The sequence below is a fragment of the Streptomyces sp. NPDC059895 genome (assembly GCF_042731035.1).
In the GTDB taxonomy this organism is placed as follows: domain Bacteria; phylum Actinomycetota; class Actinomycetes; order Streptomycetales; family Streptomycetaceae; genus Streptomyces.
Window position 1 is genome coordinate 1 of sequence record NZ_JBHWKO010000074.1, and the last position, 21,308, is coordinate 21,308.

The following is a 21,308-nucleotide window of genomic DNA, read 5'->3' on the forward strand; positions in this document are numbered from 1 at the left end:
CTACCTCGCCGGACTCCACCTCCGCGCCTCCATGATCTGGATCAAGGACCTCACTCGAACCGCTCAATGATCACGACTCAATACAGGCCCTAACGGAGTCCTACTAGGTGCCGGTCAGGACGGCGGTCACGGCGCTGGGATGAGTGGGGTGGATGTCGAGGCGGACGTGGGCGTCAATAGTGGGAGTCACGTTGGGGTGTCGTCTCTTTTGCCGGTGGCCGGACCCTTCGGGTCCGGCCACCGGCGTCTGCAGGGGCTTATCGGATTGCTCGCGCGGCACGTGCGGTGTGCGCGGCCGTGGTGGTCGGCGGGCCGGCTCGGGTGGTGGGCGCGGGGCGCGGTCGTGGTGTCGGGATCGTTTTGGTGGCGTGCTGCCAGCGGGTGCGTATGGCGCTTATGTCGGCGAGGGAGCGGCGGGCGCCGACGACGAGTTGGAACGGGGTGTTCGCCGGATCGCCAGCGTACGCTTCGATGCGCCGACCGGTGTGGTCGGCGGTGGCCAGGAGGGAACGCTGCAGGGCGCGCTCGCCCCAGTGCTCCACGGAACCAGCCGGTTCGGCCAGCAGGTGGAGCACCTCGCCCGGTTCGGTTCCGTCGTCGAGCAGGGCACGCTGTTGGGCTTCCCACAGAATGGTGACAGGGTCGACGGGCTCGCGGCGCCGGAGGAGGGCGGTCAGACACTGCCACAGGCCGACGTGCAAAGGCAGGGTGAAGTCGTCGGGAAGCAGCCACCGGACGGAGTCGATGTCGCAGGGGTAGGCAGTGGCGGTGGCGAGCAGCATCTGCTCCTCCTCGACGGCCTCCGTGTGGTCGGGCGCGGCGGGCGGCGGCGGTGCCGGGGTGCGGGGCAGCACGCCTGAGCGTGGAGGGAAGCGGCTCGCGATGTCGTCCACGACCGCGGCGAGCGCGTCGGCCTCGGCGAGCACCGTCTGGACGGGGTGCGGGGGAGAGGCATCGTGGACGCTCTGGACGAGGCGTTCGGCGGCTGTCTGTAGGCAGCGGCGGGAGTGTTCGGCCTCGACCATCCGTGCGTAGGCCGGTGCGTGGCTGGGCCAGGGGCAGACCTGGATGAGGGTGTGCAAGTAGGAGGCGGTCAGACCACGCGCCTGCTCCCTGCCTGTGGCGAGTACGTGGTCGAGCCACCGAGTGTTCTTCGTGTGCTCGGCGGGGTCGGGGCGCGGCAGGGTGGTGATCGCGCCGTACAGGGCGGCGTGCGCGGCGGTGGAGAACGACGCTGCGGTGATGCCGCTCACGTTGCTGAGGTGGTGCGGTTCGAGGAGGAGGGCCCCGAGGAGGGCCTGCTCGACGTGGAAGACGGGCTGGGACGGTGCGATGGTGTCGAGGTCGTCTTCGTCGGGTTCGAGGGAGGGGTGGGGCATCAGGCGGCGAGGGTGAAGTCGTCAGGGTCGAGGGTGACGCCGAGGTGTGGGGCGAGGAGGTGGCCGGCGAGCAGCGGGGGTACGGCGTTGCCGATCTGGGAGAACTGCTGGCCCTTGTTGCCGGCCCAGGGGTAGTCGGCGGGGAAGGTCTGCAGGAGGCCAGCCTCGCGGGCGGTGATCCGGATCGGCTCGGGAACGGTCGGCGCGTCGGCGTCCTCGGCCGGAGGTGCGGTGGGCTCGGCGACCCAGGTGCACTCGTTGGCGCGGTGCCCGAAGAACAGCGTGCCGGCTGGCTCGGACAGCGGACGGACGGTCGCGTTGGCCTGGTTGTTGCTGCGCAGGGACCAGGACCAGCGCTGGGCCTCGGCGGTGAACGTCGGCGCCGGAGCGTCAGCGGCACGGTTCTCGCGTGTGCCGTGCCGGGCCGCCCACCCCGCGCCTTCGCGACGAGACTGCAGGACCACCCCGTCCGGCCGGGGCATCCAGGTGCCGCGCTCCCGGGCGTCGGAGAGTGTCTTGCGGGAGCCCGACGGGAACGGCTCGGGCCCGCCACCGGGCCCGCCGCCCGCGCAGACGGTAGGGACGGGCCGGTCGGTCGCGCCCCATGCCAGTGCTTCAGCCATGCTGACCCAACGGGCGCGGCCCGGACCGAACAGCGACTCCGGCTCCGCGAGTTGAGCGTGCGTGGGCGCGGGCGGCTGTGCCGTCCGAACGCGGGAGGCCAGGAGGATTGCCCTCCTCCGGGTCTGGGGGACGCCGAAGTCGGCGGCGTTGAGGATCCCGTACCAGACGGAGAACCCCCAGCCGCGCAGGACGGCCGCGTACTGCTTCCACAGGGGCAGGACGTCCGGTACTTCCTCCATGGCGACCCAGTCGGGCTCGCCGGCCGTGTTCAGGGCGTGGAGGTAGCGCATGGGTTCGGCTGCGAGCAGGGAGCGCTCGTCGCGGCAGGCGGCGAGGAGGCTTGCGCGGGTGTCGCGTCCGGCGGCCAGGTCCTCGACCGCCGCGTGCACCAGCGGCTGGTCGAGCAGGCCGAGGCGTTTGCCGGCCATGCTCCACGCCTGGCACGGAGGGGAGGCGATCAGCCCGTGCGTGCGGCCGATGAACGGACAGGCCGGATACGTTGCCACGTCGGTCCGGATGGTCAACTGCCCAGCCGCAGCACGTGTCTTGCAGGCCCACTGGTCCCATTCCAGGCCGACGTCGCGCACGCCGAGGACATGCAGCGCCCTGCTCCAGCCGCCCGGCCCCGCGAACAGGTCCAGAATCAAGAAGCCAGCCCGAAGTCGTTCCGCGTCAGCTCGGAGTCCGCGTCACCACGGCACGCCCAGGGAGAGCAGCCGTCCATGACACCGTGCTCCAGTTCCTCCTGGCGCCGTGCGCCGGTCTCGCGGGCGGCCCGTTCGGCGGCGGTGACGTGGTCGATGGGCGCCTGGTCCAGTGGTACACGGGAGCGGTGGAGGAACGCCTGTCCCAGCAGTCGGTTGCCGTTGGCGTTGGCGCGGGCGTTGCCTTGGCGGATGGCCGCGTCGAATGCGACGACGTCCTGCCATTCCTCCGGGCTCGTGTCTCGGATATGCCGCCATTGCGCGTTTCCGTGATAGGGGCAGCCCAGGCAGGATGATTTCGGAGTGTTCGCGAAGCCGAGGGAGGCCAGGTAGCGGAGGCAGTCGCTGCGGGACCATCCCATGTCGATGAGAGGGTGCCGGTTGTGCATGTAGCGGACGTCGGCGTCCTTGGCCCGGTGGAACTCGTCGGTGGATATGCCGACCCACTGCTCAACGAAGACATCGTTCGGGATGCGCTGCGGATAGGGATGTCCGAGGAGTTCCCGGACTTTCTTCTTGATTGGCTTTATTTTATATTCCCCGGTGCACTGGCGCCTGGTCATGCCTTGCTTCCCGTCGTGGTTGAGGATGTAGAGCGGCATGGAGGCGAACCGGTGATCCGGATCGAGGGCATCGTCACGGATATTTCCGGAAGACACCCGGAGGACGGATATTCCGGCAGGCTCGGCGATTTCGTTTTCGAGCCGGTCGAGATGGTCGTAGACGGATTTCGGTTCCCAGCCGGTGTCGGCGAATATCGCGTAGTCGGCCTTCGGGAGGATTCCCTCGGCGGAGAGCGCGAGCATGGCGCTGGACTGAACGCCGGCACCGAGAGAGATACAGACGAGTGTGGGTGAGGCGGTAATCGGAGAATTCCTTGTGAGAAGCGCGCGCTGCGGGTGTGTGGGTGTCAGCGGCGTGCGCGGGCGGTGGTGGCCGCTGGCGGGGAGGGGGCGGGGCGGCCCGTAGACGGGCCTGCATACAGCGGGGCGACGATGACCGTGCTGAGGGCCGAAACGCCCAGGGAGGTCAGATGTACGCGGTCGCATGGCGGTCCGCCGGAGAAGGGAGAGGGGGCGGACGCGGTCTCGCGGTCCACCAGGCCCTGGACCTCCAGGTGGCGCAGTACGTCGATGTCCACCGGTGCCGTGCGGTCGCGGCTGCTGCGTTCGTACTGCCCGGTGACGCTGACGTGGCCGCGGGCGACGGTGAGCAGGGTGTCGCGCTGGGCCCGGTCCATGCCGGGGACGGCGGTGTGGGGGTGCGCCTTGGCCAGTAGTCGGTCGGCGATGTGCCGAGCGGATTCGGCGACGGTCGCTGGAGCGAGTGCGGTGAGTTCACGGGCCAGCCGGACGTACTGGCCGAACCCGCGGCGGGGATCGGGGCGTGCGCCGGGGCGCGCATTGTCGGGAGGGAGGGACTGCTGGGCGGAGGTGAGGTACCGCGTGGCTCCGCTGGTCAGGTAGGCGGTCTGCTTGAGTCGTACAACGGCGCTGGGCACAGGCTCGATGGGGGGCAGACGCTGCTGCCGGACTGCCTTGACGCAGGCGAGGGCCTCCCGTTCCAGACGCCGGGCGGAAGACACGTACACGTCCGGGACGGCGGCGGCACGGCCGGAGAACAGGAGGTCGATCCGGTCGTTGTGCTGGGTGTAGAGGGCGGCGAGCGCCAGCAGTCGTTCCACGTGCGTCAGTGGTGCGGGCACGTCCACGTCGAACATGGGGGTGTGATTGGGGTCGGGTGCTGTCGTCATCAGTTGTGGGTCTGGGGGCGGGCTGGGTCAGCGATGGCGGGTGGAGCCAGAACTCGGGGACGGCCGCTGGTGCACACCTGGGACGAGCCCGGGGGTCTTCCGCGCCGGCGTGGAGGGCGGCGGTGATACGTGCCGGGCCTACGCTGTGCCGAGGAGCGATCCGAGGGCATGAGGGCCGTCGGTGTGCGCTTGCAGGATGCCGAGGGTGTGCAGTCGCGTGACCTCGGCCCCAAGGTCGATGGGATGCACAGGGTTCCGAGAGGGACGGACGGTCAGCGGGTGCGTCGGGTGGCTGCGGGAGCGTGCGTCGGCACGGAGGCGGCGTTGGGGCGGGGTGGGGCCGGTGGGATGTCCTGCACGGTGGGGATACCGAGGTCGACGTGGACGCTCACTCCGTGGACGTGCAGGTGGGCTTCGGCGCTGACCACGGCGCTCAGGGTGGTGCGTTCGCTGAGGGCGCTCGGCAGTTCGTAGTCCCCGTCCCGTTCGGTGGGGGTGAAGCCGTGCTGGAGGAGGACGGCGTGTGCCGCGTTCGTGGCGGCGGTCGCGGTGACGGTGCCGTCGGTGAAACGGAGGGTCACGTCGGGCGGGTCCTGGGCGCCGTTGTGGTGGCGGGTGGTCCAGGCCAGGTCGACGAGGTCGTGGGTGTGGGCCATCAGCCCGTACGCCGCGACGCCGGCGCGTTCGTGGGCGTCCTCGGCGGTGTCGGGAGGCAAGAGGTAGAGAGTGCGGCCGTGGTGCCGGCGGGCGGTGAAGCCGGCGTCGGTCAGTATGCGGGTGGCCTGGGGGATGGGGCGGTTGAGGACGAGGAAGGTGTGTCCGTCGCCGGTCGCGCCGATGAAGACGTCGTGGTGGTCGGTGAGGGCCATGCTGCTTTCGGGGAAGTCGGGCTGGGTCAGGCGGTGGTGTCGTAGTCGCGGTGCTGGGGGGTGTGCTTGGCGACGGCGCGGTCGGTGATCGCCTTGGACGCGCGGGCGGAGGCGGCGGACAGGGCGTCGGCGCCGGGTTCGAGGTACCAGGGGCGCAGATCGAGCATGGCGGTGCGCATGCCGGTGGCGAAGCACAGCGCGGTGCCCTTGGGCAGGGCGCGAATCGCGTCCGGGGGCAGGATGCGTTCCTGCCGCATCGACACCGAGGTCGACTTGCCGGATTCGGAGGTCGAGGTGGAGGTGGTTTCCACGTCGTGGTCGCCGATCAGCCGGGAGAGTTTGTCGGCGAAGTCGGGGTCGTCGATGCCGGAGCCGATGACCTTGACGGTGGAGGCAGACCACATGGCGTCCATGCCCGCATCGCCCCAGACTTTCTGGCCCTGGCGGTAGGACTGGAGGATGGTGATCGGGATGATGCCGCGGCTGCCGAGGTGGGAGTACAGGTCCGGCAGGTCGCTGATCTTGCAGACGTTGGCGGCCTCGTCGAGGACCGCGAGCATCGGCGGGTCGAGGCGTCCGCCGGCCCTCTCGGCCTGGGCGGTGGCCGCGCGCATCACAGAGTCCGCGCAGGCGGCGATCAGCGCGCTGGCTCCGCCGCCGCCGTCCTTCGACAGCAGGTAGAGGGTGTCGGTGGAGGTGACGAACGTGGTGGGCCGGAACTCGGGGACGTCTTTCTGCGGGGTGGCCCAGGCGGCGATCTCCCTGTTCAGGAGAGCGGCGGCGTACTGGCGGGCGGTTTCGTAGATGCCGTCGCGGGTTTCGGGCGGGCCTTCCACGGTGCCCTTGAGCTGGGCGGCGACGGCGGTGAAGCCGTGGTCGCGCAGGATGTCCAGCGGGGTGCGGTCGGCGGGGAACGCCAGCCACTGCATGACGTCGGTGATCGGACGCTCGTCCAGGGCGGCGGCGAGGAACAACTGGCTGAGGATGTTGCTGCCGGCCTTGGACCAGAAGTCGCCCTGCTGGGAGGCGTCGACGGAGGCGGCCAGGAAGTGACCGGCGAGCCGTCCGGCGCCGTCGAGGGTCTTGGCGTCGGCGAGCGGGTTCCACCACATCTCGCGGGCGGCGTGGGCGATCTGCTGCGGGTCCATCGACCACACTCGCCCCACCTCTGCGCGGGCGTCGAGGGTGGCGGTGTAGGCGTCGCCGGCGGCCTTGTTGGAGGTGAGCAGAACGGGCCCGGGGGCGGCGAGGATGGACGGGATCGCCAGGGAGGTGGTCTTCCCGGACCGCGGCGCCATGATCGCGACGGCGACGTCCTCGTATCCCATCCGGACTTCGTGCCGGGTGCCTTGGAGGTTGCCGAGGAGGACGCCCGTGTCCTTCGCGGCAATGTGCTTGGCCGTCTTCAGGCTCGGGCGCAGGGAGCGGGCCTTGGCGGTGATCGCCTTGGCCATCAGGGGTTCGATGTCCTTCGGCTTGGCCATCCCGGTGATCTTCTTCCGCCGGCCGCCTCCGGCCCTGTGGCGGGACCACAGGACGCCGGCCACGGCACCGAGCGCGAGGAGCACGGCGGCGGGGACGACGCGTGCGCCGATCAGCAGGGCTGTTGCGCCGGTCTCGGGCCAGACCTGCTCTGGGTGGAGCAGGGCGGCGGTCGGCTGGTAGGACACCCAGTCGTGGCCGGTCAGCCAGGCGGTGAGGTTGCCTGACAGCCAGGCGAGCTGGGACAAGGGGACGGCGGCGGAGAGGATGGCGAGGAGGATGCGGAAGGTGAGGTCGTACCCCTCGCCGGGGTTGTCGGAAGAGGGCGGCAAAGAGGCGGGCTCCGGGTGGTGGCAGAGGGTCAGCGGGTGCGTCGGGGGCGGCCGGACGACTGGTGCGGGGGCCCTCGATTCTGCGGGGTGGTGCTCATAGCACGCAGGCCGTGGTGTGCGGGCGGAGGTCGGTGGGGGTGGTCTTGCGGCGGACGACGTGCCCGGCGGTGAGGTGGCGCGGGGCGATGAAGCCGACCTCGATGGTGTCGGGAGTCGGGGGCATGTTCACTTCCGTGCCGCGGTTCGCCGAACCAGTGCGGTGGCCGGTATGGGGGCCAGAGGCGAACGGGCCTTGCGGGCGGCGGTGTTGATTTCCGGGAGTGCTTTGCCGTGGGTGGCCCAGTCGTGGAGGTAGCTCCACGATTCGGCGTGGTGTTCGGCGAGGGCATTGTCGAAGTCGGCGGTGCCGGGCTTGGCGGTGGCGGGGAGGGCATCGCGGGTGGCCAGCCATTGCCCGTGCAGTTCGTCGAGCCGGTCGAAGGCGTCGCATAGGACGCCCAACTGGTAGACCCAGCGGCCCTGCACCGTGTTGACCGGCAGCTGGACCAGTGGTGTCTCGGCGGTCGCCAGCAGGTGACGGGCGCCGTGGCGGAGCGGCTCGAACGCCGTGAGGGTGTCGGCGTCGCGCCGGCTCGCGCGCATGCCGTAGGCGTGGTCGTCGTAGGGCCATCCGTCGAGGTCGGTGTGCTCGTCGGAGTAGGCGTCCCAGGCGTCGAGGATCTTCTTGCTGTCCCGCACGTAGTGGTCGAGGTGGCGCAGGAAGTCGCGGTGTGCGTGGTGGTCTCGGGAGATGGGGAGGGGCCTCTCGGGTCAGCGGCGAGCGGACGGCTGCGCGGTGCTGGCGTTCGCCGGGGTCGTCGCGGGTTTCGTCTGCTGGCGGCGGGCGGAGCGTGCTCGTGCGGGGATCGACTTCAGGCGCGTGGCGTGGGCGTCGACCACCTGCTGCGGACGCAGCGGGCTGGCCTCTTGCACAGCGGTGTGGTGTCCGGTGCGGTCGAACATGCCGCGTTGGAGCGGGGTGCGGTCGACCAGCGCGGTGAGGAACGCAGTGACCAGGTGGGCGGGGGTGTGCTCGTCGAGGTAGGCGTGCCAGATACGCGGGCCGGGAAACTCTCCGTGGCCGGGCTCGCGGGTCTCGATGTGCCAGGGCGGCCGGTCGTGGAACTCGCTCAGCGGGCGCAGTTCGATGTGGCACATACGGTCCGGCGAGCGCGCGGTGCCGTCTGAGTCGTGGTGCCAGCCCGCCGAGGTCACCGGCTGCCACGGGTCGGGCTGCTGTGGCGGCGGGGCGATGAGGGCGTCGGTGCAGGCGGCGAGGACCTCGGCGGGCACGAGTTCGCCGAACTCGGCGTACCAGCCGGGTTCGGTGCCGGCGGGCTCCGCCCGTAGCCGCCACCATGCCGATGTGCGGGACTGCGGGTCGAACTGGAGACGGTGGCGACGATCGGGGCTGCGCAGGATGATCTCGGCGCTCAGCGGGTCGGAGACGGCGTTCCATCCGGCGGCGGCCAGGCCGTGGGTGACGTGGCGGGCGTCTCCGGGACCGGCGAGGTGGCGGGGGCTGGTGTCGTACGGGATCTGCCCGGCGTGCTTGTCGGCGAAGGCGGTGAGCTGCCGTTCGCTCAGCGGCACCAGCAGCACCCCGGCTCGCTCGACGGCGAACTGCCGTACAGGTTGCGGAGATCGTCCAGCACGTAGTGGAGGGTGTGCTGATCGGCCAGTTCCCACGCGGCCGTGCGCAGCTTGGTGATCAGAAGGTTGCCCTGTGCGGTGCGCGGAGTGTCCGGGTGTTCCTGTACGGAGCGGGCGAGGGCGCGCAGCGTGTCGGCGAGTTGGACGGGCAGGCCCGTGTACTCGTCGAGGAGGGGCTCGACGAGGGCGAGGGCTTCTGTGGGGTCGGGGTTCTCACGCAGGTGGTCGGTGAGGTCCGCGAGCGTTTCGGTCAGGGTGCTGATGGTGTCCGGGGTGAGTGCGGGCATCGGGCTCCTCGGGGCGGTGCCGTTGCGGTCAGCGGCGGGTGCGTGCGCCGCCGGCCGGGGTGTAGGGGCGGGGGCTGGTGCGCGGCCGGGTGCTCTGGGCGCTGTTGCGGGCCCAGGTGGCGGCGCGGGCGGCCGTGATGCGGGCCTGCTGCCACGCCCTGAGCTGGGAGGGCTTGACGGACACTGACCAGGTGCGGATCTGCGCGCTGTACGGAACGCGTCCGCGCGGGCGCATCACGGGGTCGGGGCTGGCGAGTTCGGTGGAGAAGGCTTGCACCAGGTGCATCGGGGTGTTCGGCGTGAAGTTGGCCGTCCAGCCGTTGCCCTGCTCGTCCTTCGCTCCGCTCCACCACATCGCCGCCCCGTCGGGGCTCTGCCGGTACTGCATCCACGCGGTGCCGTCGGGACTGGTCGCCATGTAGTCCTGGCCCTCGAAGCGCGTGTGCCAGGTCTGCTCCTGCAGCGGGGCCCAGACGTTGGGGGCGTGGGCGGAGCGAGGGTGGGTGAGGGCGTCGGTCAGGCCGGCGATGATCTCCACCGGGATCTGTCGGCCCAGGTGCGCAGACCACTCGCCGTTCGCCCCGTCTGCTCTGCCGCGGACGGTCCATCCGCCGGGAAGGACGTAGGGGTCGTAGGCGACGCGGACGGTCCGGTCCGGGTTCTCCATGTGAAGGGGGCCGCCCGTCTTGGACTTGTCCCGCCAGCCCGAGGCGCGCAGGAACTCCGAGACGTGCCGGACGTCGCCGCCGCCGGCCAGGGCACGGGGCTGGACGAGGTAGTGCTGCTCGGCCTGCTCGCCGGGCCCCCAGCCTTGCCACCGCTTCTTCTTCACCGGCGCCGCCGTACGACGAGCGGTGCGGGCGCTGGGGGCTTCGCAGCGGGGGTGGAGGGCTGGGTGCCGACGCGCTGCAGGGTGTCTGCGTGTTCGTCCAGGTCGAAGGTGATGTCGTGCAGTTCGTTCGAGGCGCGGCCCAGAGCGAGCCATACCTCCGCAGGGAGCGCGCCTTGCTCTGCCTGGTCCTTGGCGAACACGCTGCCGGTGGCGACGAGGTAGGTGACGCCGCCGAGGACTCCGGTGTCCGGGTCGAGAACGCGCGCGATGACCTGCGCGGCCTGGGGCGGGGGGAGCTGCGAGAGGTGGTCGGCGAGCCGGCCGAGCTGGCGGGTGATCTCGTCGGCCAGTCTCACCGGGTAGGGGGCGGGGTGGGACATGCTCCTCCGGGTCGGTGGACGGTCAGTGGTGGTGGCGCTGCCCGAGGTCCTGCGTCTCGGCGAGGACGGCCTCCGGGCGGGCGCCGGCCAGCGGGGAGGGGCGGTCGGGCCGGGTCGGAATGCAGGCGCGCAGATAGTGGCGGAAGAGGGCCGTGGCGAGTCGGGGCTTCAGCCGGTTGCTGATCGGTGGGGGCGTGCGGGGCGCTACGGGTTTCTCCGGGGCTCGGGTGGTGAGGTGGGCGGCCCCGGCGCGGTGCCGGGACCGCCCAGGCGCCTTACGGGATGCGGTGGTCCGGGGCTGCGCGCGAGGGGGAGCCGGCCGGTGCCGGCTGCTGCGCGGCAGGGCGGGCCGCACGGGCGCGTAGGTCGTGCACGGCCTGCCGGTAGGCGGCTTCGTCGAAGACGTCGGGCGTGCAGTTGACCTCGTACCCGGCCAGGAGCAGGACGGGGATGGCGCGGGTCGCCAGCCGCTCTGCTCGTCGGCGTCGAGGTGTTCGGGCACGGTGTGCCAGACGTAGAGCGGCGCGTCCGTGGGGTATGCGTGGCGTTTCAGGCCGAGGCGTTCCAGCAGGTCGTAAGGTGAGAGGGGGCGCCGGTCGGAGTGTCGGTGTGGATGGTAGTAGTCAGAGCCTTGATGTGAATGTCGACGTCCGTGCCGTATTCGTCGGCCAGGTTGGCCATGTGGCTCTCTGGGGTCAACGGCGGCGGGATACCGCAGGATGGGCGCGGATCGGCGGCGGGGAGGCAGTGCCCGGCCGCTGCGCAGGGCGTACGGCGTGGTTGCGGGCATGGAGGATGGCGCGGGCGGCCTCGCTCATGGAGATGGCGGTGCCTCCGAGCCGTGCGATGGGATCGAGTTCCCCGGGTTCCCCGGCGGGTGCGCGCCCCTGGAGGTCGCCGGCGGCGATCCAGGCGCGGACGACGGCCTCTCTGGCGAGGGGCAGCAGCCCGTGGATGGGGGCAGCGACCTCGGTCAGGACCTCTGCCATCTCACTACTGGTTGTGGCGGCAGCGGCCCGCTCAGCGAGCCGCGCCAGGTAGCGTAGGGCTGCCTCACGTTCACCGTCCGGTGTGGCCAGCATGTTCAGCGTGGGGTCGAGGTGGACGCTGTGCCCGGCGGCGAGCAGGGCGTGCGAGGCGGTGGTCGCCTTCAGGCGCTGCTGCTCGACGGGCAGGCCGTGCGGAAGCCGGTGATAGTCCCCGCGTGGGCCGGGAGCGGAGAGGAAGCCGCCGGTTCGCTGGAGGATGTCCGCGGCCTTGTCGGTGCCGCCGATGGCCACGACCAGGTCGGTGCGGGGGTCCTTGGTGATGGTGACGTACTCCAGCACCCAGAAGTCGGGCTCCGTCTGCTTCACCGAGACCGGGTGGCCGGTGTCCGGGGACCGGCCGGGACGGGCGGCACGGAAGCGGGGACGGCGGTGGGCGCGGTCCGTCCTGCGGGGTGCTGGAGAGCGGTGCCGATGCCGAGCGCGTCGAGGTGTGGGCCGATCTCGCGCAGGGCGTGGGCCTGGGCCTGGGTGTCGTCGCCCCCCAGGCGGTAGATGCCGCTCTGCGGGTCCTGGACGAAGCCGTGGGCCACGAGGACCGCGCCGGCACGGTCGTCGGCGGGGACGGTGGCGATGCTGCCGTCCGGCTGCCAGGTCAGGACGACCCGGTCCGGCCGGGAGGGCCGGATGCCGCCCAGGGAGTTGTGGCGGACCTGGGCGAGGGCGCTGTCGTAGCGGGCGAGCAGGTCGCCGGCGATCTGCTCGGCGCTCAGGAACGGGTCGTCGGCCAGGGCGATGCCGTTGGGCTCGGGGACGGCGCGGTACGCCTCGTCGGGCAGGGCGGGCGGGGCGACGGCGGCGATGAGGAAACCCCCGCGCTCGTCGTGCCGGTCCACAAGGACGAGCTGCGCGCCGTCCGGTCGGGTCAGGACGGCGGCCTGCTTCAGTGGGTGCTCGGCGAGGGAGGCGGCGACCAGGTCCAGGTCCCAGATGCGGTCGGCGAGTTCGGCGAGGTCGTCCTTGGCGCCGGCCGGCAGGTGGGAGCTGGTCCAGGTGTCGGGGAGTTCGCCGGCGAGGACGTCGGCATAGGAGGCGAGGCGCTCGGAGGTGTCGTGGTCGGGCATGGTGTCCTTGGGCGAGGTAAGAGTCAGCGGCGCAGTCCGGCCGCCGTCGGGGGCGGCGGGGCCGGGAGGGTGCGTGGCGGTAGCGGGCAGGCGCACACGGCGGAGCGCTCGTGCTCGGTTGACGGGACTTCCCCAGTGCAGGCGCTGCGGCCGGGGTGCGGGGCATGCCGGTCGGCGAGCTGGTTGCGGGTCTCGGAGAGGCCGGTACGGATGACGCGAAGGTGCTCGTCGGCGAGGTAGCGCAGCCGCCGCGCGATGTAGGGGTCGGCCGCCTGGCCGAGCCCGTCGTGGAAGTCGGCGGTGGCGGTGAGGATGTTCTCCAGCGCGGCGAGGACGCCGTCGTGGGTCGCGGTCAGCTCCGTCAGCGCTTCGGCCGCCTCGTCCGTAGTGGTGGCCTCGCGAAGGCGCTCGGCGACGTGGGCGACGGAGGTGCCCAGCGGCAGGTAGTTGATCGGACGTGAGTCGGTGTCGAAGTCTGCGTCGCAGTCGACGTGGTATCCGGCTGCTCGGAGGCGGCCGACAGCGTTGGTGGCCAGACGGGACTCGTCGTCCTCGGCCAGGCCGGCGGGGGCGCGGTGGTACGTCTCGTGAATGCGGACGACGGCGACGAAGCCCGCGCGCTGAAGGATGCTGTGCGCCTCGGAGTCGCCGCCGCGGGCGAGGAGTTCGTCGGAGTGCGGGTCGCGGCGTATGTCCAGGAAGCGGTCGGTACGGGGCAAGGAGACGTTTCTCCTATGGTGATCGGTGGGCGGTGTCCCGGACGGAGGCCGGGGCCGGGACGGCATGGGGCTGGACCAGGCGGGTTGCGGTGGTGTCCAGGTCCTGCTGGACGGCGTGGAGGCGGCGGGCGATCAGCTCCAGGCGGTATGCCGTACCGGTGCTGGCTGCTCCCGGCTGGCGGGCGATCCGGTGCGCGGTGTGCTCGACGAGTCCGCGGGCTGCGGCCAGCGGGCCGGCCTGTTCGTTGGCGAGCTGCGTGAGGATGCTCGCGAGCTGTGCCGACGCCGTGAGCGCCGTGCGGACGGCAGGCCGCGAAGGGGAGTCGGATCGGACAGGGACCAAGTCGAGGTCCTGTTCGATGCGACGCGCCTCATGAGCCAGGCGTCGCAGTGTGTCCACGGGAGGAGCATGCCACGCGCCGTCGAGGTGGATCAGGTTGGCGATCAGGTCGAGGCGCCCGGGCTGGGCCTGGACGGCGATCCACCGACAGCCGGACTCCTTGCCGGGAATCTCGATGCCAGCGGCCCGTGCGAGCCGGTGAGCGACCTCGGCCCACTCCGGTCCGGTCAGTTCCCGGTCGTCCGGGTGAAGGCGGACATCGAGGTGGAGGATCGCCCGCCGGTCGTCGTCGGGGCTGGCGGCGAACGGGTGCTCCAAGAGCGCCTCTTCGAGGTGCTCGGCCCACTGGAGGGACGTCCAGGTCTTCTGCTCGTCGTCCAGGGTGAAGTAATCCAGGCCGCGCCAGTGGGCGACGACCGTGTACTCCGACAGGCCCTCGTTCGGTGAGACCGGCCGCCCCAGCGCCTCTTCGAGCGGGTCGCGCGGCGTGTGGGTCCGCTCGTGCAGGCGGGGGATCACCGGCCGCCCCGGATGTCGGCGATGTGCACGAGCTGGCCCAGGGCTGTGGTGGTGTACCAGCCGAAGTCGATCAGCTCGTCACGGCCGGCGAACCGCGCAAGGAGGGCGTCCTCCATGGCCCGCAGATAGATCAGGCAGTCCGGGCAGCGGTGCGAGAGATGCACGAGGTAGCGGGGGTGGCCGGTGACGTAGGACTGGGCGCCGCCGGTCGCATCCCGCAGCCGCCACCCGTCCTCGTCGGTCGGGGAGTGCCAGGACGGTGCCACCACGCGCATCGCATCGCCCCACAGTTCCCCGCTGGCCACCCCTTTCAGGACGACGACGGTGTCACCGGCCTGGAAGTGGGCGTGGGTGATGTCCCGGTCGGGGGTGAGCGGGTCTGGCGTCGGCGCGAAGGCCGAAGTGGGCGGGGGCTGGGACATGCGGTTCCTTCCACGCAGTCGGCGGCGGGGTGGGAGGAACAAGGGTCCGGAGGAACGCCGGTTTGGCTAACCGGCGTTCCCCGGCTATGTTCCCCGCCGTCAGCGGAACGGGTTCTCCGTCCCGCGGTCCGCCTCGGTGGCCGAGTCGAGGAGTTCGAGCAGATCAGAGCCGTCGGCATCGCGCTGGTCGATCCACCACCCGGCGAGGGTCATGACCCGCGCCTTCTCCTCCAGCTCCGCCCAGTCCGCCTCGTCCCAGGTTCCCTCCGCGACCAGCGCGGTGTGCGCGGCCGTCATCAGCTGGTGGCGGGAGCGCTCGCCCCAGTCCAGAGCCTTCTCCAGCCCTTCCAGCTGCGGCATGTCGAACTGCTTCGCCCATGCCACAGCCGCCTCCTGCTCCTCGGTGCGCTTCGCCGCGAGCCACTCCTGCTTGGACTCGGTGTCGGCGTCGCGCGCCGCCTTCCAGCAGTCGGTGCAGTCCTTCGACGCGAGCCAGCGGGCAAAGCCCGCCCGCTTGTCCGCAGGACGATTGGACAGGTCATGAACCACACGGTGGGAGCAGGCATGCTCCACGGTCCACTGCCTACGCACGGCCATAAGTCGGTCTCCTCAAAAGGGTCGGAAAGTGGTGGGTTGCGCCCCGAGCAGGGCGTCTTGTGCCGGCCTCGGAGCGGGCGGCGGTGTCGGCCGCGGCAGATGTCCGGCGGGGCCGAGACGTCGGCACGCGGCGAGAGCGAAGGCCGCTTCAGCAGCGGGGAGTACAGCGCTGATGCTCGGCAAGGCGCCCGGCCAAGGCGAGGCTGGCGGACTGTCCGACGCCGATCGAAAGGATCAGCCACGGTACGCCTCGCTGGACCGACTCGCCGAGGCAAGAGCGTCCGTGGCCACGTCAGCGCAGGCGACCACGACGGTCAGGAACGCACCGGGCAGGGCGACCGCGACGGTGGCCGCGACGGGCCCCGGCAGAGCCACAAGCGGGAGCCACCCGGCGAGGAACGCGGCACCGGCTGCAAGCAGCCGGGGGCGGTGCTGCTCAGCGGTGGCGGGCGGTGGCGCTGGCGCGGAGCGGCGGCGTGGGCGGTGTGGTATCCACGGCTGGGCGCGGGCGGGCGCGCAGCACGGGAGTGCGGTGCGGGGGCAGGACGGCGACGGTCGCGCCGAGGTCCTCGGCCGCTGCCTCGACTTCGCGGGTGAGGAACTCGATCTGCCGGCCCAGCGCTGAGAGGCGCGCGGCGATCTGGCGGCCCTGCACGGTTTCCAGGGCTCTGGCGAACTGGCTGCTCGTTTCAAGGAGTTCCTGGAGACGGACCATCGGGCCCGCGTCGTTGCCGCGTTGGACCGCGCCGAAGAGAGCGTTCGATGCGTCACCGGCGGTTCGGCCCTCGACAACATCGCGGATGAGTTCCTGCAGGGACACCTCCGGGACCGGTGCCGGGCGGTTGAACCGGGAGACGTCCGCGCGCAGCACGCCGGGCGGGGCCGGAGCGGGCAGTACCTTCCCTGCCTCGTATTCGTGGCCGTAGTGTCCAATCACCTGCCAGCCCGGTGCGTCCGGGTCGCCTCGCAGCGCGACCACCGTCGAGTCGTCGTCCTTGACCAAGTGGGCGAGGGTGATCGGCTGCCCGTCGGCCGCGTACCACGACTCGGTCAGCTCCAGCTCGCCTCGCCCCTGCGCGGCCTGGGCCGTCTCGGTCCACATCCGCTGTTCCTCGTCGGTCAGCGGAGCCTTGTGGCGCTGGCCGTCACGCTGGTCGGCGAGGTTGCTGGCGAGGGAGCTGTGGTCCGCCCAGGCGGTGAGGTGCGGCCACAGGGTTGCGTGCTGAGCACGTTCGGCCGGGGAACCGGGTGCGGCCGGCCGGTCGAGTGCCCGGCGGATCTCGGCGGCGGAGGCAGCCAGGCCGTCCAGAACTTTCCGCCACCCGGCCAGGTGCCGGGCGGGTGGCAGCTCGTCGAGCACAAGGCGGGCGGCATCGAGCAGAGCCTCGGCGTGTGGGGCGAGGTGGGTGGTGTACGCCTCCACGGCCGCCTTGTCGCGGTGCGTTCGTGCGGCTGCCGCGGCGCCCGGGTGGACGGGGCGGCCGTAGCGGTCGCGTGTCATGTCGAGCGCGACCCCGGTCTCACGGTCGATGACCGCCATCCGCAGCCGGAAGTCACGTGCCGCATTGGCGAGTTCCGGTGCCGCCAGGGGACCGTCGGCGACCGGATTGCTCGCGGGCGTCATCGGGACCGCCCGCCGCCCGGAGCCGTCAGGTGGATGGCCGGAGCGTAGGTGGGCTTCGGCGGAATTGGCCGGGCCGACGGCGGGGAGGTGGTGGACGGTATGGAGCGCTGCGTCGTTCGGCCGGCGGCGGCCGGGGCGAGACGGCTGCGGCGCTCCTGGGCTCCGTGGGGCCGGACGGGGCGTGGCGGGCCGGCGGAGGGAGCTGGGTCGAGGCGAATGTCGGCCTGCACGGTGTAGCCCTGGCGGCGCAGATCGTGGACAGCCTGGCGGGTGCGGCGGGGACCGTCGCGCTCGGGCTCGCTGAGCCGGTACAGCCCTGCTTCACCGGGGACGGGCTCGAACTGCTCGCGCACCAGGTACCAATGGGCGAGGTGCGCGGGCACGGCAGAGGTGAAGGAGGCGACGAAGCCGTGTTCCTCGTGGTCGCCGAATGCGAAGTGGGTGCCGGGTTGCAAGGGGGGTGGGGTTCTCCTCGGGGCGGTCTCGCTCAGAGCCGGGTCTGGCTGGATCCGGTCTGGGAGCGGGAGGTGGTCGGCCACGGTGTTGAGCCGGTCTGCCACGTCGTGCAGCAGCATCCGCTGGTCAGGATCGGACAGCGGCGACTCCGGGATGGGTGGGGCGCGTCTACCGCCGTGCAGGAGACGGTGTGCCCGCCGTCGGCTGTATGCCGGGCGTCGTTGTGGGCGGGCGAGTCGGTGGGCCCGCGGAAGCGGGCGCGGCGTGGCGGAAGTTGACGCCGATGCCCTGGGCGGTGAGTAGCCGCACGGCGGTTTGGATGAGCAGGGCGCGGTCGCTGGTGCTGTTGTCGGGCCCGTACGCGAGGTAGGTGCCGTCGGCGCTGTCGCAGCCGAACCACTCGGCGATGCCCAGCCGGATCCGCGAGTTGACGCGGCCCATGTGCACGCCCTTCCCGAGGGCCTTCGCCTCGCGAGCCAGCCGCTCCGCGACCGGGCCGAGCTTCCAGGCGGTCGATCCGGCCAGGAACAGGACGTCGAAGGCATCCCACGGCAGCAGCCCGGGTACATCGCAGCCGTCCTGGCCGGCGTAGGCCGCGGGGATTCCCAGTTCGCGGATGCGGGCCAGCCACGGCAGGGACTCGATGAGGGTGCCGGCGGCGTCGAACGGCTGGTCCGGGGCGAGCGCCCACAGGCAGCGATCCGGCCCGTACCGTTCAACGGTCCGCTCCAGCCAGGAGAACCACGCTTCGGCGCCGGGCCAGTAGCGGCCCCTGCCGTCGCTGCCGAACTTGGAGTTGTCGCAGGCATACAGCACGCCCTCGGGGATCCGGCTGCCTTGCGCGGGGGTGGTCATGCAGCCGATGCGTCCGGCGCTCATCGCGGCCAGTATCTCAGGCCCCGAGGGAGTGCCGAGGTAGCGCAGCGTGCACCTCCCCGGTGGCGCGGGCCGTCACTCGGGCCCAGGCGGGACGGGAGGCCACGAAGCCGGGCCTGCGGCTGGTGGACCTCACCGCTCCGGGAAGGCGGCACATTCCAGGTCTTCGCGGCGGACGAGGCAGCAGTGAGCGTCGGGGTCGCCTCGTTCACCGGGTGCGACCCGGCCTCGGGGTCTTCGCCGGCGGCAGCCCCGGGCTTGGGCTCGCAGGGAGGCCAGCACTGGCGCTCTGGCGCGCGGGGGCCAGGGCACGCATGCGGTCGACGGCGGTGTGCAGGTCCTCACCGAGACCGCGCAGGGCGGCTGCGGCGTCCTCAAGGTCGTAGCGGAGATCGAACCCGTCGTCCTGCTCGGTTTGCTTGGCTTTCTCCCCGGCTGCCTCGAAGAACTCGCCGAGCCGCTCCAGCAGGCCGCTGGTGGGGTCCAGGATCTGGTGCAGCAAGGCCGCGGCGTCTGCATGCGACTCGGTTGCGTTGAGCCGGTCGGTGAGCGCGAGGAGTGTGTCGCCGTAGACGTACATGGTGGTGCGGTCCGTGCTGGCGGCGGGACCGACGGACGGCCCTGCTGTCTGAGGCGCTGCGTTCTCGCTCGCGGTACTGATGTCGGAGTCGTGCAGCGTGCTGTCCTGGGCGACGTCGAAGAGGTCCAGGGGCTCTGGTGCGTGGGGCTGCGGGGCTGCAGGCACCCGCGGGCTTCCGGCAGACGAGGGAGGAGCCTGGAGCAGGCCGAGTGGGGCGAGCCGCTGGTCAATGGCCTCGATCAGGTGCGAGGCGCTGCCGCCGTGGCGGGCTTCGGGCCGCTTGGGGGCACTGGGGTCGACCGAGGGGGTTGAGTCGTAGATCAGCTCGTACGGCTCGTGGCCGTCGTGGTGTTGGCGGGTAACGGTCCAGCCCTCCGGGTCCCCCGGCGGACGGTTGGAAGGTGGCTCCTGCGGTGGTGAAACGATCAGGTAGCTGCCGTCCGGGAGTGATACGTGCACCAGGTACGTGCTGAGTCCGAATTCGATGTCGCACTCCAGCCCGCGCTGCCGCAGAGGCGTGGTGATGTGCGCGTGGCGGCGCCACAGCTCCTGCCACCAGGCGGTGTTCACGTTGCGGTGGTCGGGGAGTGGCGCGATGGCAGACGTGTCGACGCAGGTGTGGTGGGCGTCGGCGGGGGAGGCGGTCGGGGTGTTCTTGTCCTCAGAGAGCACGGCTTCTCCCGCGCGGGAGTGTGTGGCGCGGCGGCGGCGTCCGGCGAGCGGTGCTGGGCTTCGGCTCCGGAAGGGGAGTGAAGTCGAATGCGTACTCGTCGTAGGCATTGATCAAGCCGTGTTCCATCTGGGCTTCGCGCTCGGCGACCTGCGCCATGAGGTCATCGTGCTCGGCCTGGCAGTGCTGGTACTCGGCCCAGTCGGCGTCGTTGAAGTGGGCGGGGCGGTTCAGGGGACTCCTTGAGAGAGCGATGTCGGCGTGGATGCTTCGGTGCGGGCTACCGGTGGCGTGCGATCGGCCTGGGCGGTGGGGCGTCGGGCTCTGTCGTCGGGAAGGCGTGGGGAAGAAGCGGTGGAAGTCGAGGTGGTCGTCGCGTTCCCTGATCGCGTCGCGGAGTGATTCCGACGTGCGCCGCAGATGGGCCGCGGGCCGTGGCGTGGTCGATGACCATGCGGTTTTCCCGGTGGTGCCGGTCGCTCGGGCTGGAGGACCGGGGCAGGGAAAGGGCGGTCTCGGCGAAGTACGGTGCTGCGTGGCTCGACGTCGTGGCCGCCGTCGCGAGGTGGGCGAGGACGGCGCTGCCGACGCGGCCTGTGCTGTGGGCGGTCCGGGCGAAGTCGGAAGTCATGCGGACGACGTCGTGGAAGAGGGTCTGCGCGTCGGCGGCATGCTGGAGCAGATCGGCGTAGGACGGCGTGGCCGGCACGTGACCGGTTTCGTCCAGCAGTTGCTACTGCTTGGCGGCGTCGAGGAGTTCGGCCTTCATGTCGTCGAGCGCGCCGATAAGGTGGAGGGGGGCGTCGCGAGGTATCAGTTCGCGCTGGGCATCGGTATTCATGTGCCTCCTGCGTTTCAGTGCATGCGAGCGTCGGTGTCGAAGAGCGCCAGCTCGCGCGTGTGCAGGAGGTGCTGCACGATGAAGGATCGGCCGGCGACTTTCCACAGGCCACGCCCTCGGTTGAGGTGGGCTATGGCGTCCATTTCGACGGACGTCAGGCCGAGCAGCGAGGCCGCCGCGTGGAGTTGGTCGGTCTCCTGGCGGTAAATGATGCGGGTGGAGCAGTCCGCGAGGAGTCCTTCGGCCAAGGCGCGCCCCTGCGACCCTGCGTCGCCGGCGGTGAGCAAGTCGCTGAGCCGGTGGATCACCATGAGGTTCGCGATGCCGAGGCCGCGGCTGAGCTTCCACTGGGCCTGCATGCGCTGGAGCAGGCCGACGTGCCGCATCAACCGCCATGCCTCGTCGTAGACGATCCAGCGCCGGCCTCCGGACGGATCGGAGAGGGCCGATTCCATCCAGGCGCTCGCGCAGGTCATCGCGAGAACGAGGGCGGTGTCGTCACCGGAGCCGCCGAGCCGGGACAGGTCGATGGTGAGCATCGGCGCGTTCGGGTCGAAGGCGATGGTGGAGGGGGCGTCGAACATGCCGGCCAGGTCGCCGTGGACGAGGCGCCGCATGGCGTGGGCCAGGTCGCGGGCGGCGACACCGAGCTGGCCCGACACCATTTCGGCGGCCTCGTCGAGCGCGTGGGGGTTGTTGAGGGTGGCGGCGACATCGCCGAGGAGTGGTGTGCCCTGCGTGGTGGTGGCGCGGGTGACGACGGTGTCGAGGGCGACGTCCAGGGCGGTGTGCTCCATGGGCATCAGGTCCCGGCCCAGAACGGTCCGGGCTAGGGAGCCGAGCAGGAGCAGGCGCCGCTTGCGGATTTCGCCGGCCCAGTCGGCCTCGGAGACGCTCTGCGGGCGCGGGGCTGCGTCCAAGGGGTTCAGGCGTCCGGGCAGTCCGGGGCCGAGGGCGACGGACCGGCCGCCGAGGGCTTCTGCCACCGGCGTCCATTCGCCCTTCGGGTCGCACGGTACGTAGACGCGGTACCCGAAGGCGACCGAACGCAGGGCGAAGGACTTGGCCAGCGCGCTCTTGCCCTGGCCGATCACGCCGGCGAGCAGCAGGTTCGGGTTGGTGAACCCGGGGCCTGTCCCCGAGTGGTGGACACCTCTGATCCCGGCCCCGGTAGAGGTCGGGTAGGAGGCATCTTTTATGGTGATGAAGGTCTACTCGCC

At 71.4% G+C, this 21,308-nt stretch carries 24 protein-coding genes and 1 pseudogene; all 25 read right to left on the reverse strand.

The annotated features are described in order from the left end of the window. Positions 1 to 257: 257 nt before the first annotated feature. Positions 258 to 1,379: a DnaB-like helicase N-terminal domain-containing protein gene (locus ACFV9M_RS39525; RefSeq protein ID WP_385077675.1), complete on the reverse strand. Its 1,122-nt coding sequence runs from the start codon at positions 1,377 to 1,379 to the stop codon at positions 258 to 260. Next, positions 1,379 to 2,650, reverse strand: a complete 1,272-nt coding sequence (locus ACFV9M_RS39530) for a DNA cytosine methyltransferase (protein ID WP_385077678.1) — start codon at positions 2,648 to 2,650, stop codon at positions 1,379 to 1,381. Before ACFV9M_RS39530 ends, ACFV9M_RS39525 begins: the two co-directional genes overlap by 1 nt. Further along, on the reverse strand, positions 2,647 to 3,513 hold the full coding sequence (locus ACFV9M_RS39535) for a hypothetical protein (protein ID WP_385077681.1): 867 nt from the start codon (positions 3,511 to 3,513) through the stop codon (positions 2,647 to 2,649). The genes ACFV9M_RS39530 and ACFV9M_RS39535 overlap by 4 nt, the downstream gene beginning before the upstream one ends. 104 nt (positions 3,514 to 3,617) lie before the next feature. Further along, positions 3,618 to 4,460 (reverse strand): hypothetical protein, encoded by an 843-nt coding sequence (locus ACFV9M_RS39540; protein ID WP_385077684.1) that lies wholly within the window; start codon positions 4,458 to 4,460, stop codon positions 3,618 to 3,620. Positions 4,461 to 4,732: 272 nt separating this feature from the next. Next, positions 4,733 to 5,329, reverse strand: a complete 597-nt coding sequence (locus ACFV9M_RS39545; RefSeq protein ID WP_385077687.1) for a hypothetical protein — start codon at positions 5,327 to 5,329, stop codon at positions 4,733 to 4,735. 26 nt (positions 5,330 to 5,355) lie between these two features. Then, on the reverse strand, positions 5,356 to 7,143 hold the full coding sequence (locus ACFV9M_RS39550; protein WP_385077690.1) for a type IV secretory system conjugative DNA transfer family protein: 1,788 nt from the start codon (positions 7,141 to 7,143) through the stop codon (positions 5,356 to 5,358). Positions 7,144 to 7,237: 94 nt separating this feature from the next. Beyond that, entirely contained in the window at positions 7,238 to 7,366 is a 129-nt protein-coding gene (locus tag ACFV9M_RS39555) for a hypothetical protein (RefSeq protein WP_385077693.1), read from the reverse strand. Positions 7,367 to 7,368: 2 nt separating this feature from the next. Further along, the gene (locus ACFV9M_RS39560; protein WP_385077696.1) at positions 7,369 to 7,881 is read right to left on the reverse strand and encodes a hypothetical protein; all 513 of its coding nucleotides are present in this window, start codon (positions 7,879 to 7,881) and stop codon (positions 7,369 to 7,371) included. A gap of 72 nt (positions 7,882 to 7,953) precedes the next feature. Then, entirely contained in the window at positions 7,954 to 8,775 is an 822-nt protein-coding gene (locus tag ACFV9M_RS39565) for a DUF317 domain-containing protein (protein ID WP_385077699.1), read from the reverse strand. Further along, positions 8,766 to 9,122 carry a hypothetical protein gene (locus ACFV9M_RS39570; protein ID WP_385077702.1) on the reverse strand — a complete coding sequence of 119 codons (357 nt, stop codon included), beginning with the start codon at positions 9,120 to 9,122 and terminating at the stop codon, positions 8,766 to 8,768. Before ACFV9M_RS39570 ends, ACFV9M_RS39565 begins: the two co-directional genes overlap by 10 nt. A 28-nt stretch (positions 9,123 to 9,150) precedes the next feature. After that, positions 9,151 to 9,954, reverse strand: a complete 804-nt coding sequence (locus ACFV9M_RS39575; RefSeq protein WP_385077705.1) for a DUF317 domain-containing protein — start codon at positions 9,952 to 9,954, stop codon at positions 9,151 to 9,153. Continuing rightward, positions 9,951 to 10,334, reverse strand: coding sequence for a hypothetical protein (locus ACFV9M_RS39580; protein ID WP_385077708.1), 384 nt, complete (start codon positions 10,332 to 10,334; stop codon positions 9,951 to 9,953). The genes ACFV9M_RS39575 and ACFV9M_RS39580 overlap by 4 nt, the downstream gene beginning before the upstream one ends. Positions 10,335 to 10,356: 22 nt before the next feature. Continuing rightward, on the reverse strand, positions 10,357 to 10,689 hold the full coding sequence (locus ACFV9M_RS39585) for a hypothetical protein (protein WP_385077710.1): 333 nt from the start codon (positions 10,687 to 10,689) through the stop codon (positions 10,357 to 10,359). 340 nt (positions 10,690 to 11,029) lie between these two features. Further along, positions 11,030 to 11,689: a hypothetical protein gene (locus ACFV9M_RS39590; protein ID WP_385077712.1), complete on the reverse strand. Its 660-nt coding sequence runs from the start codon at positions 11,687 to 11,689 to the stop codon at positions 11,030 to 11,032. Further along, positions 11,686 to 12,444, reverse strand: a complete 759-nt coding sequence (locus tag ACFV9M_RS39595) for a hypothetical protein (RefSeq protein WP_385077714.1) — start codon at positions 12,442 to 12,444, stop codon at positions 11,686 to 11,688. Before ACFV9M_RS39595 ends, ACFV9M_RS39590 begins: the two co-directional genes overlap by 4 nt. A gap of 23 nt (positions 12,445 to 12,467) precedes the next feature. Then, positions 12,468 to 13,163, reverse strand: a complete 696-nt coding sequence (locus ACFV9M_RS39600; protein WP_385077717.1) for a hypothetical protein — start codon at positions 13,161 to 13,163, stop codon at positions 12,468 to 12,470. A gap of 13 nt (positions 13,164 to 13,176) precedes the next feature. After that, entirely contained in the window at positions 13,177 to 14,022 is an 846-nt protein-coding gene (locus tag ACFV9M_RS39605; RefSeq protein ID WP_385077719.1) for a relaxase/mobilization nuclease, read from the reverse strand. After that, positions 14,019 to 14,444, reverse strand: coding sequence for a hypothetical protein (locus ACFV9M_RS39610; protein WP_385077721.1), 426 nt, complete (start codon positions 14,442 to 14,444; stop codon positions 14,019 to 14,021). The genes ACFV9M_RS39605 and ACFV9M_RS39610 overlap by 4 nt, the downstream gene beginning before the upstream one ends. A 99-nt stretch (positions 14,445 to 14,543) precedes the next feature. Next, positions 14,544 to 15,041: a hypothetical protein gene (locus ACFV9M_RS39615; protein WP_385077724.1), complete on the reverse strand. Its 498-nt coding sequence runs from the start codon at positions 15,039 to 15,041 to the stop codon at positions 14,544 to 14,546. A gap of 436 nt (positions 15,042 to 15,477) precedes the next feature. Next, positions 15,478 to 16,665, reverse strand: a complete 1,188-nt coding sequence (locus ACFV9M_RS39620) for a hypothetical protein (RefSeq protein WP_385077727.1) — start codon at positions 16,663 to 16,665, stop codon at positions 15,478 to 15,480. After that, positions 16,662 to 17,120: a hypothetical protein gene (locus tag ACFV9M_RS39625; RefSeq protein ID WP_385077729.1), complete on the reverse strand. Its 459-nt coding sequence runs from the start codon at positions 17,118 to 17,120 to the stop codon at positions 16,662 to 16,664. Before ACFV9M_RS39625 ends, ACFV9M_RS39620 begins: the two co-directional genes overlap by 4 nt. Before the next feature lie 169 nt (positions 17,121 to 17,289). Further along, complete coding sequence (locus tag ACFV9M_RS39630) at positions 17,290 to 18,000, reverse strand: hypothetical protein (RefSeq protein ID WP_385077731.1); 711 nt, start codon at positions 17,998 to 18,000, stop codon at positions 17,290 to 17,292. A gap of 205 nt (positions 18,001 to 18,205) precedes the next feature. Continuing rightward, a complete protein-coding gene (locus tag ACFV9M_RS39635) occupies positions 18,206 to 19,249 on the reverse strand; it encodes a hypothetical protein (RefSeq protein WP_385077733.1) in 1,044 nt (347 codons plus the stop codon). Continuing rightward, on the reverse strand, positions 19,239 to 19,406 hold the full coding sequence (locus ACFV9M_RS39640; RefSeq protein ID WP_385077736.1) for a hypothetical protein: 168 nt from the start codon (positions 19,404 to 19,406) through the stop codon (positions 19,239 to 19,241). The genes ACFV9M_RS39635 and ACFV9M_RS39640 overlap by 11 nt, the downstream gene beginning before the upstream one ends. Positions 19,407 to 20,102: 696 nt before the next feature. Beyond that, a pseudogene (locus tag ACFV9M_RS39645) lies at positions 20,103 to 21,227 on the reverse strand (ATP-binding protein); the annotation flags it as partial. Between the last annotated feature and the right edge of the window lie 81 nt (positions 21,228 to 21,308).

Bases quoted from the DNA above. Each gene is read 5' to 3' on its own strand.
- ACFV9M_RS39525 (WP_385077675.1), bottom strand. From the start codon at position 1,379: ATGCCCCACCCCTCCCTCGAACCCGACGAAGACGACCTCGACACCATC.
- ACFV9M_RS39535 (WP_385077681.1), bottom strand. From the start codon at position 3,513: ATGCTCGCGCTCTCCGCCGAGGGAATCCTCCCGAAGGCCGACTACGCG.
- ACFV9M_RS39540 (WP_385077684.1), bottom strand. From the start codon at position 4,460: ATGACGACAGCACCCGACCCCAATCACACCCCCATGTTCGACGTGGAC.
- ACFV9M_RS39545 (WP_385077687.1), bottom strand. From the start codon at position 5,329: ATGGCCCTCACCGACCACCACGACGTCTTCATCGGCGCGACCGGCGAC.
- ACFV9M_RS39555 (WP_385077693.1), bottom strand. From the start codon at position 7,366: ATGCCCCCGACTCCCGACACCATCGAGGTCGGCTTCATCGCCCCGCGC.
- ACFV9M_RS39570 (WP_385077702.1), bottom strand. From the start codon at position 9,122: ATGCCCGCACTCACCCCGGACACCATCAGCACCCTGACCGAAACGCTC.
- ACFV9M_RS39580 (WP_385077708.1), bottom strand. From the start codon at position 10,334: ATGTCCCACCCCGCCCCCTACCCGGTGAGACTGGCCGACGAGATCACC.
- ACFV9M_RS39595 (WP_385077714.1), bottom strand. From the start codon at position 12,444: ATGCCCGACCACGACACCTCCGAGCGCCTCGCCTCCTATGCCGACGTC.
- ACFV9M_RS39610 (WP_385077721.1), bottom strand. From the start codon at position 14,444: ATGTCCCAGCCCCCGCCCACTTCGGCCTTCGCGCCGACGCCAGACCCG.
- ACFV9M_RS39615 (WP_385077724.1), bottom strand. From the start codon at position 15,041: ATGGCCGTGCGTAGGCAGTGGACCGTGGAGCATGCCTGCTCCCACCGT.
- ACFV9M_RS39620 (WP_385077727.1), bottom strand. From the start codon at position 16,665: ATGACGCCCGCGAGCAATCCGGTCGCCGACGGTCCCCTGGCGGCACCG.
- ACFV9M_RS39630 (WP_385077731.1), bottom strand. From the start codon at position 18,000: ATGAGCGCCGGACGCATCGGCTGCATGACCACCCCCGCGCAAGGCAGC.
- ACFV9M_RS39640 (WP_385077736.1), bottom strand. From the start codon at position 19,406: ATGGCGCAGGTCGCCGAGCGCGAAGCCCAGATGGAACACGGCTTGATC.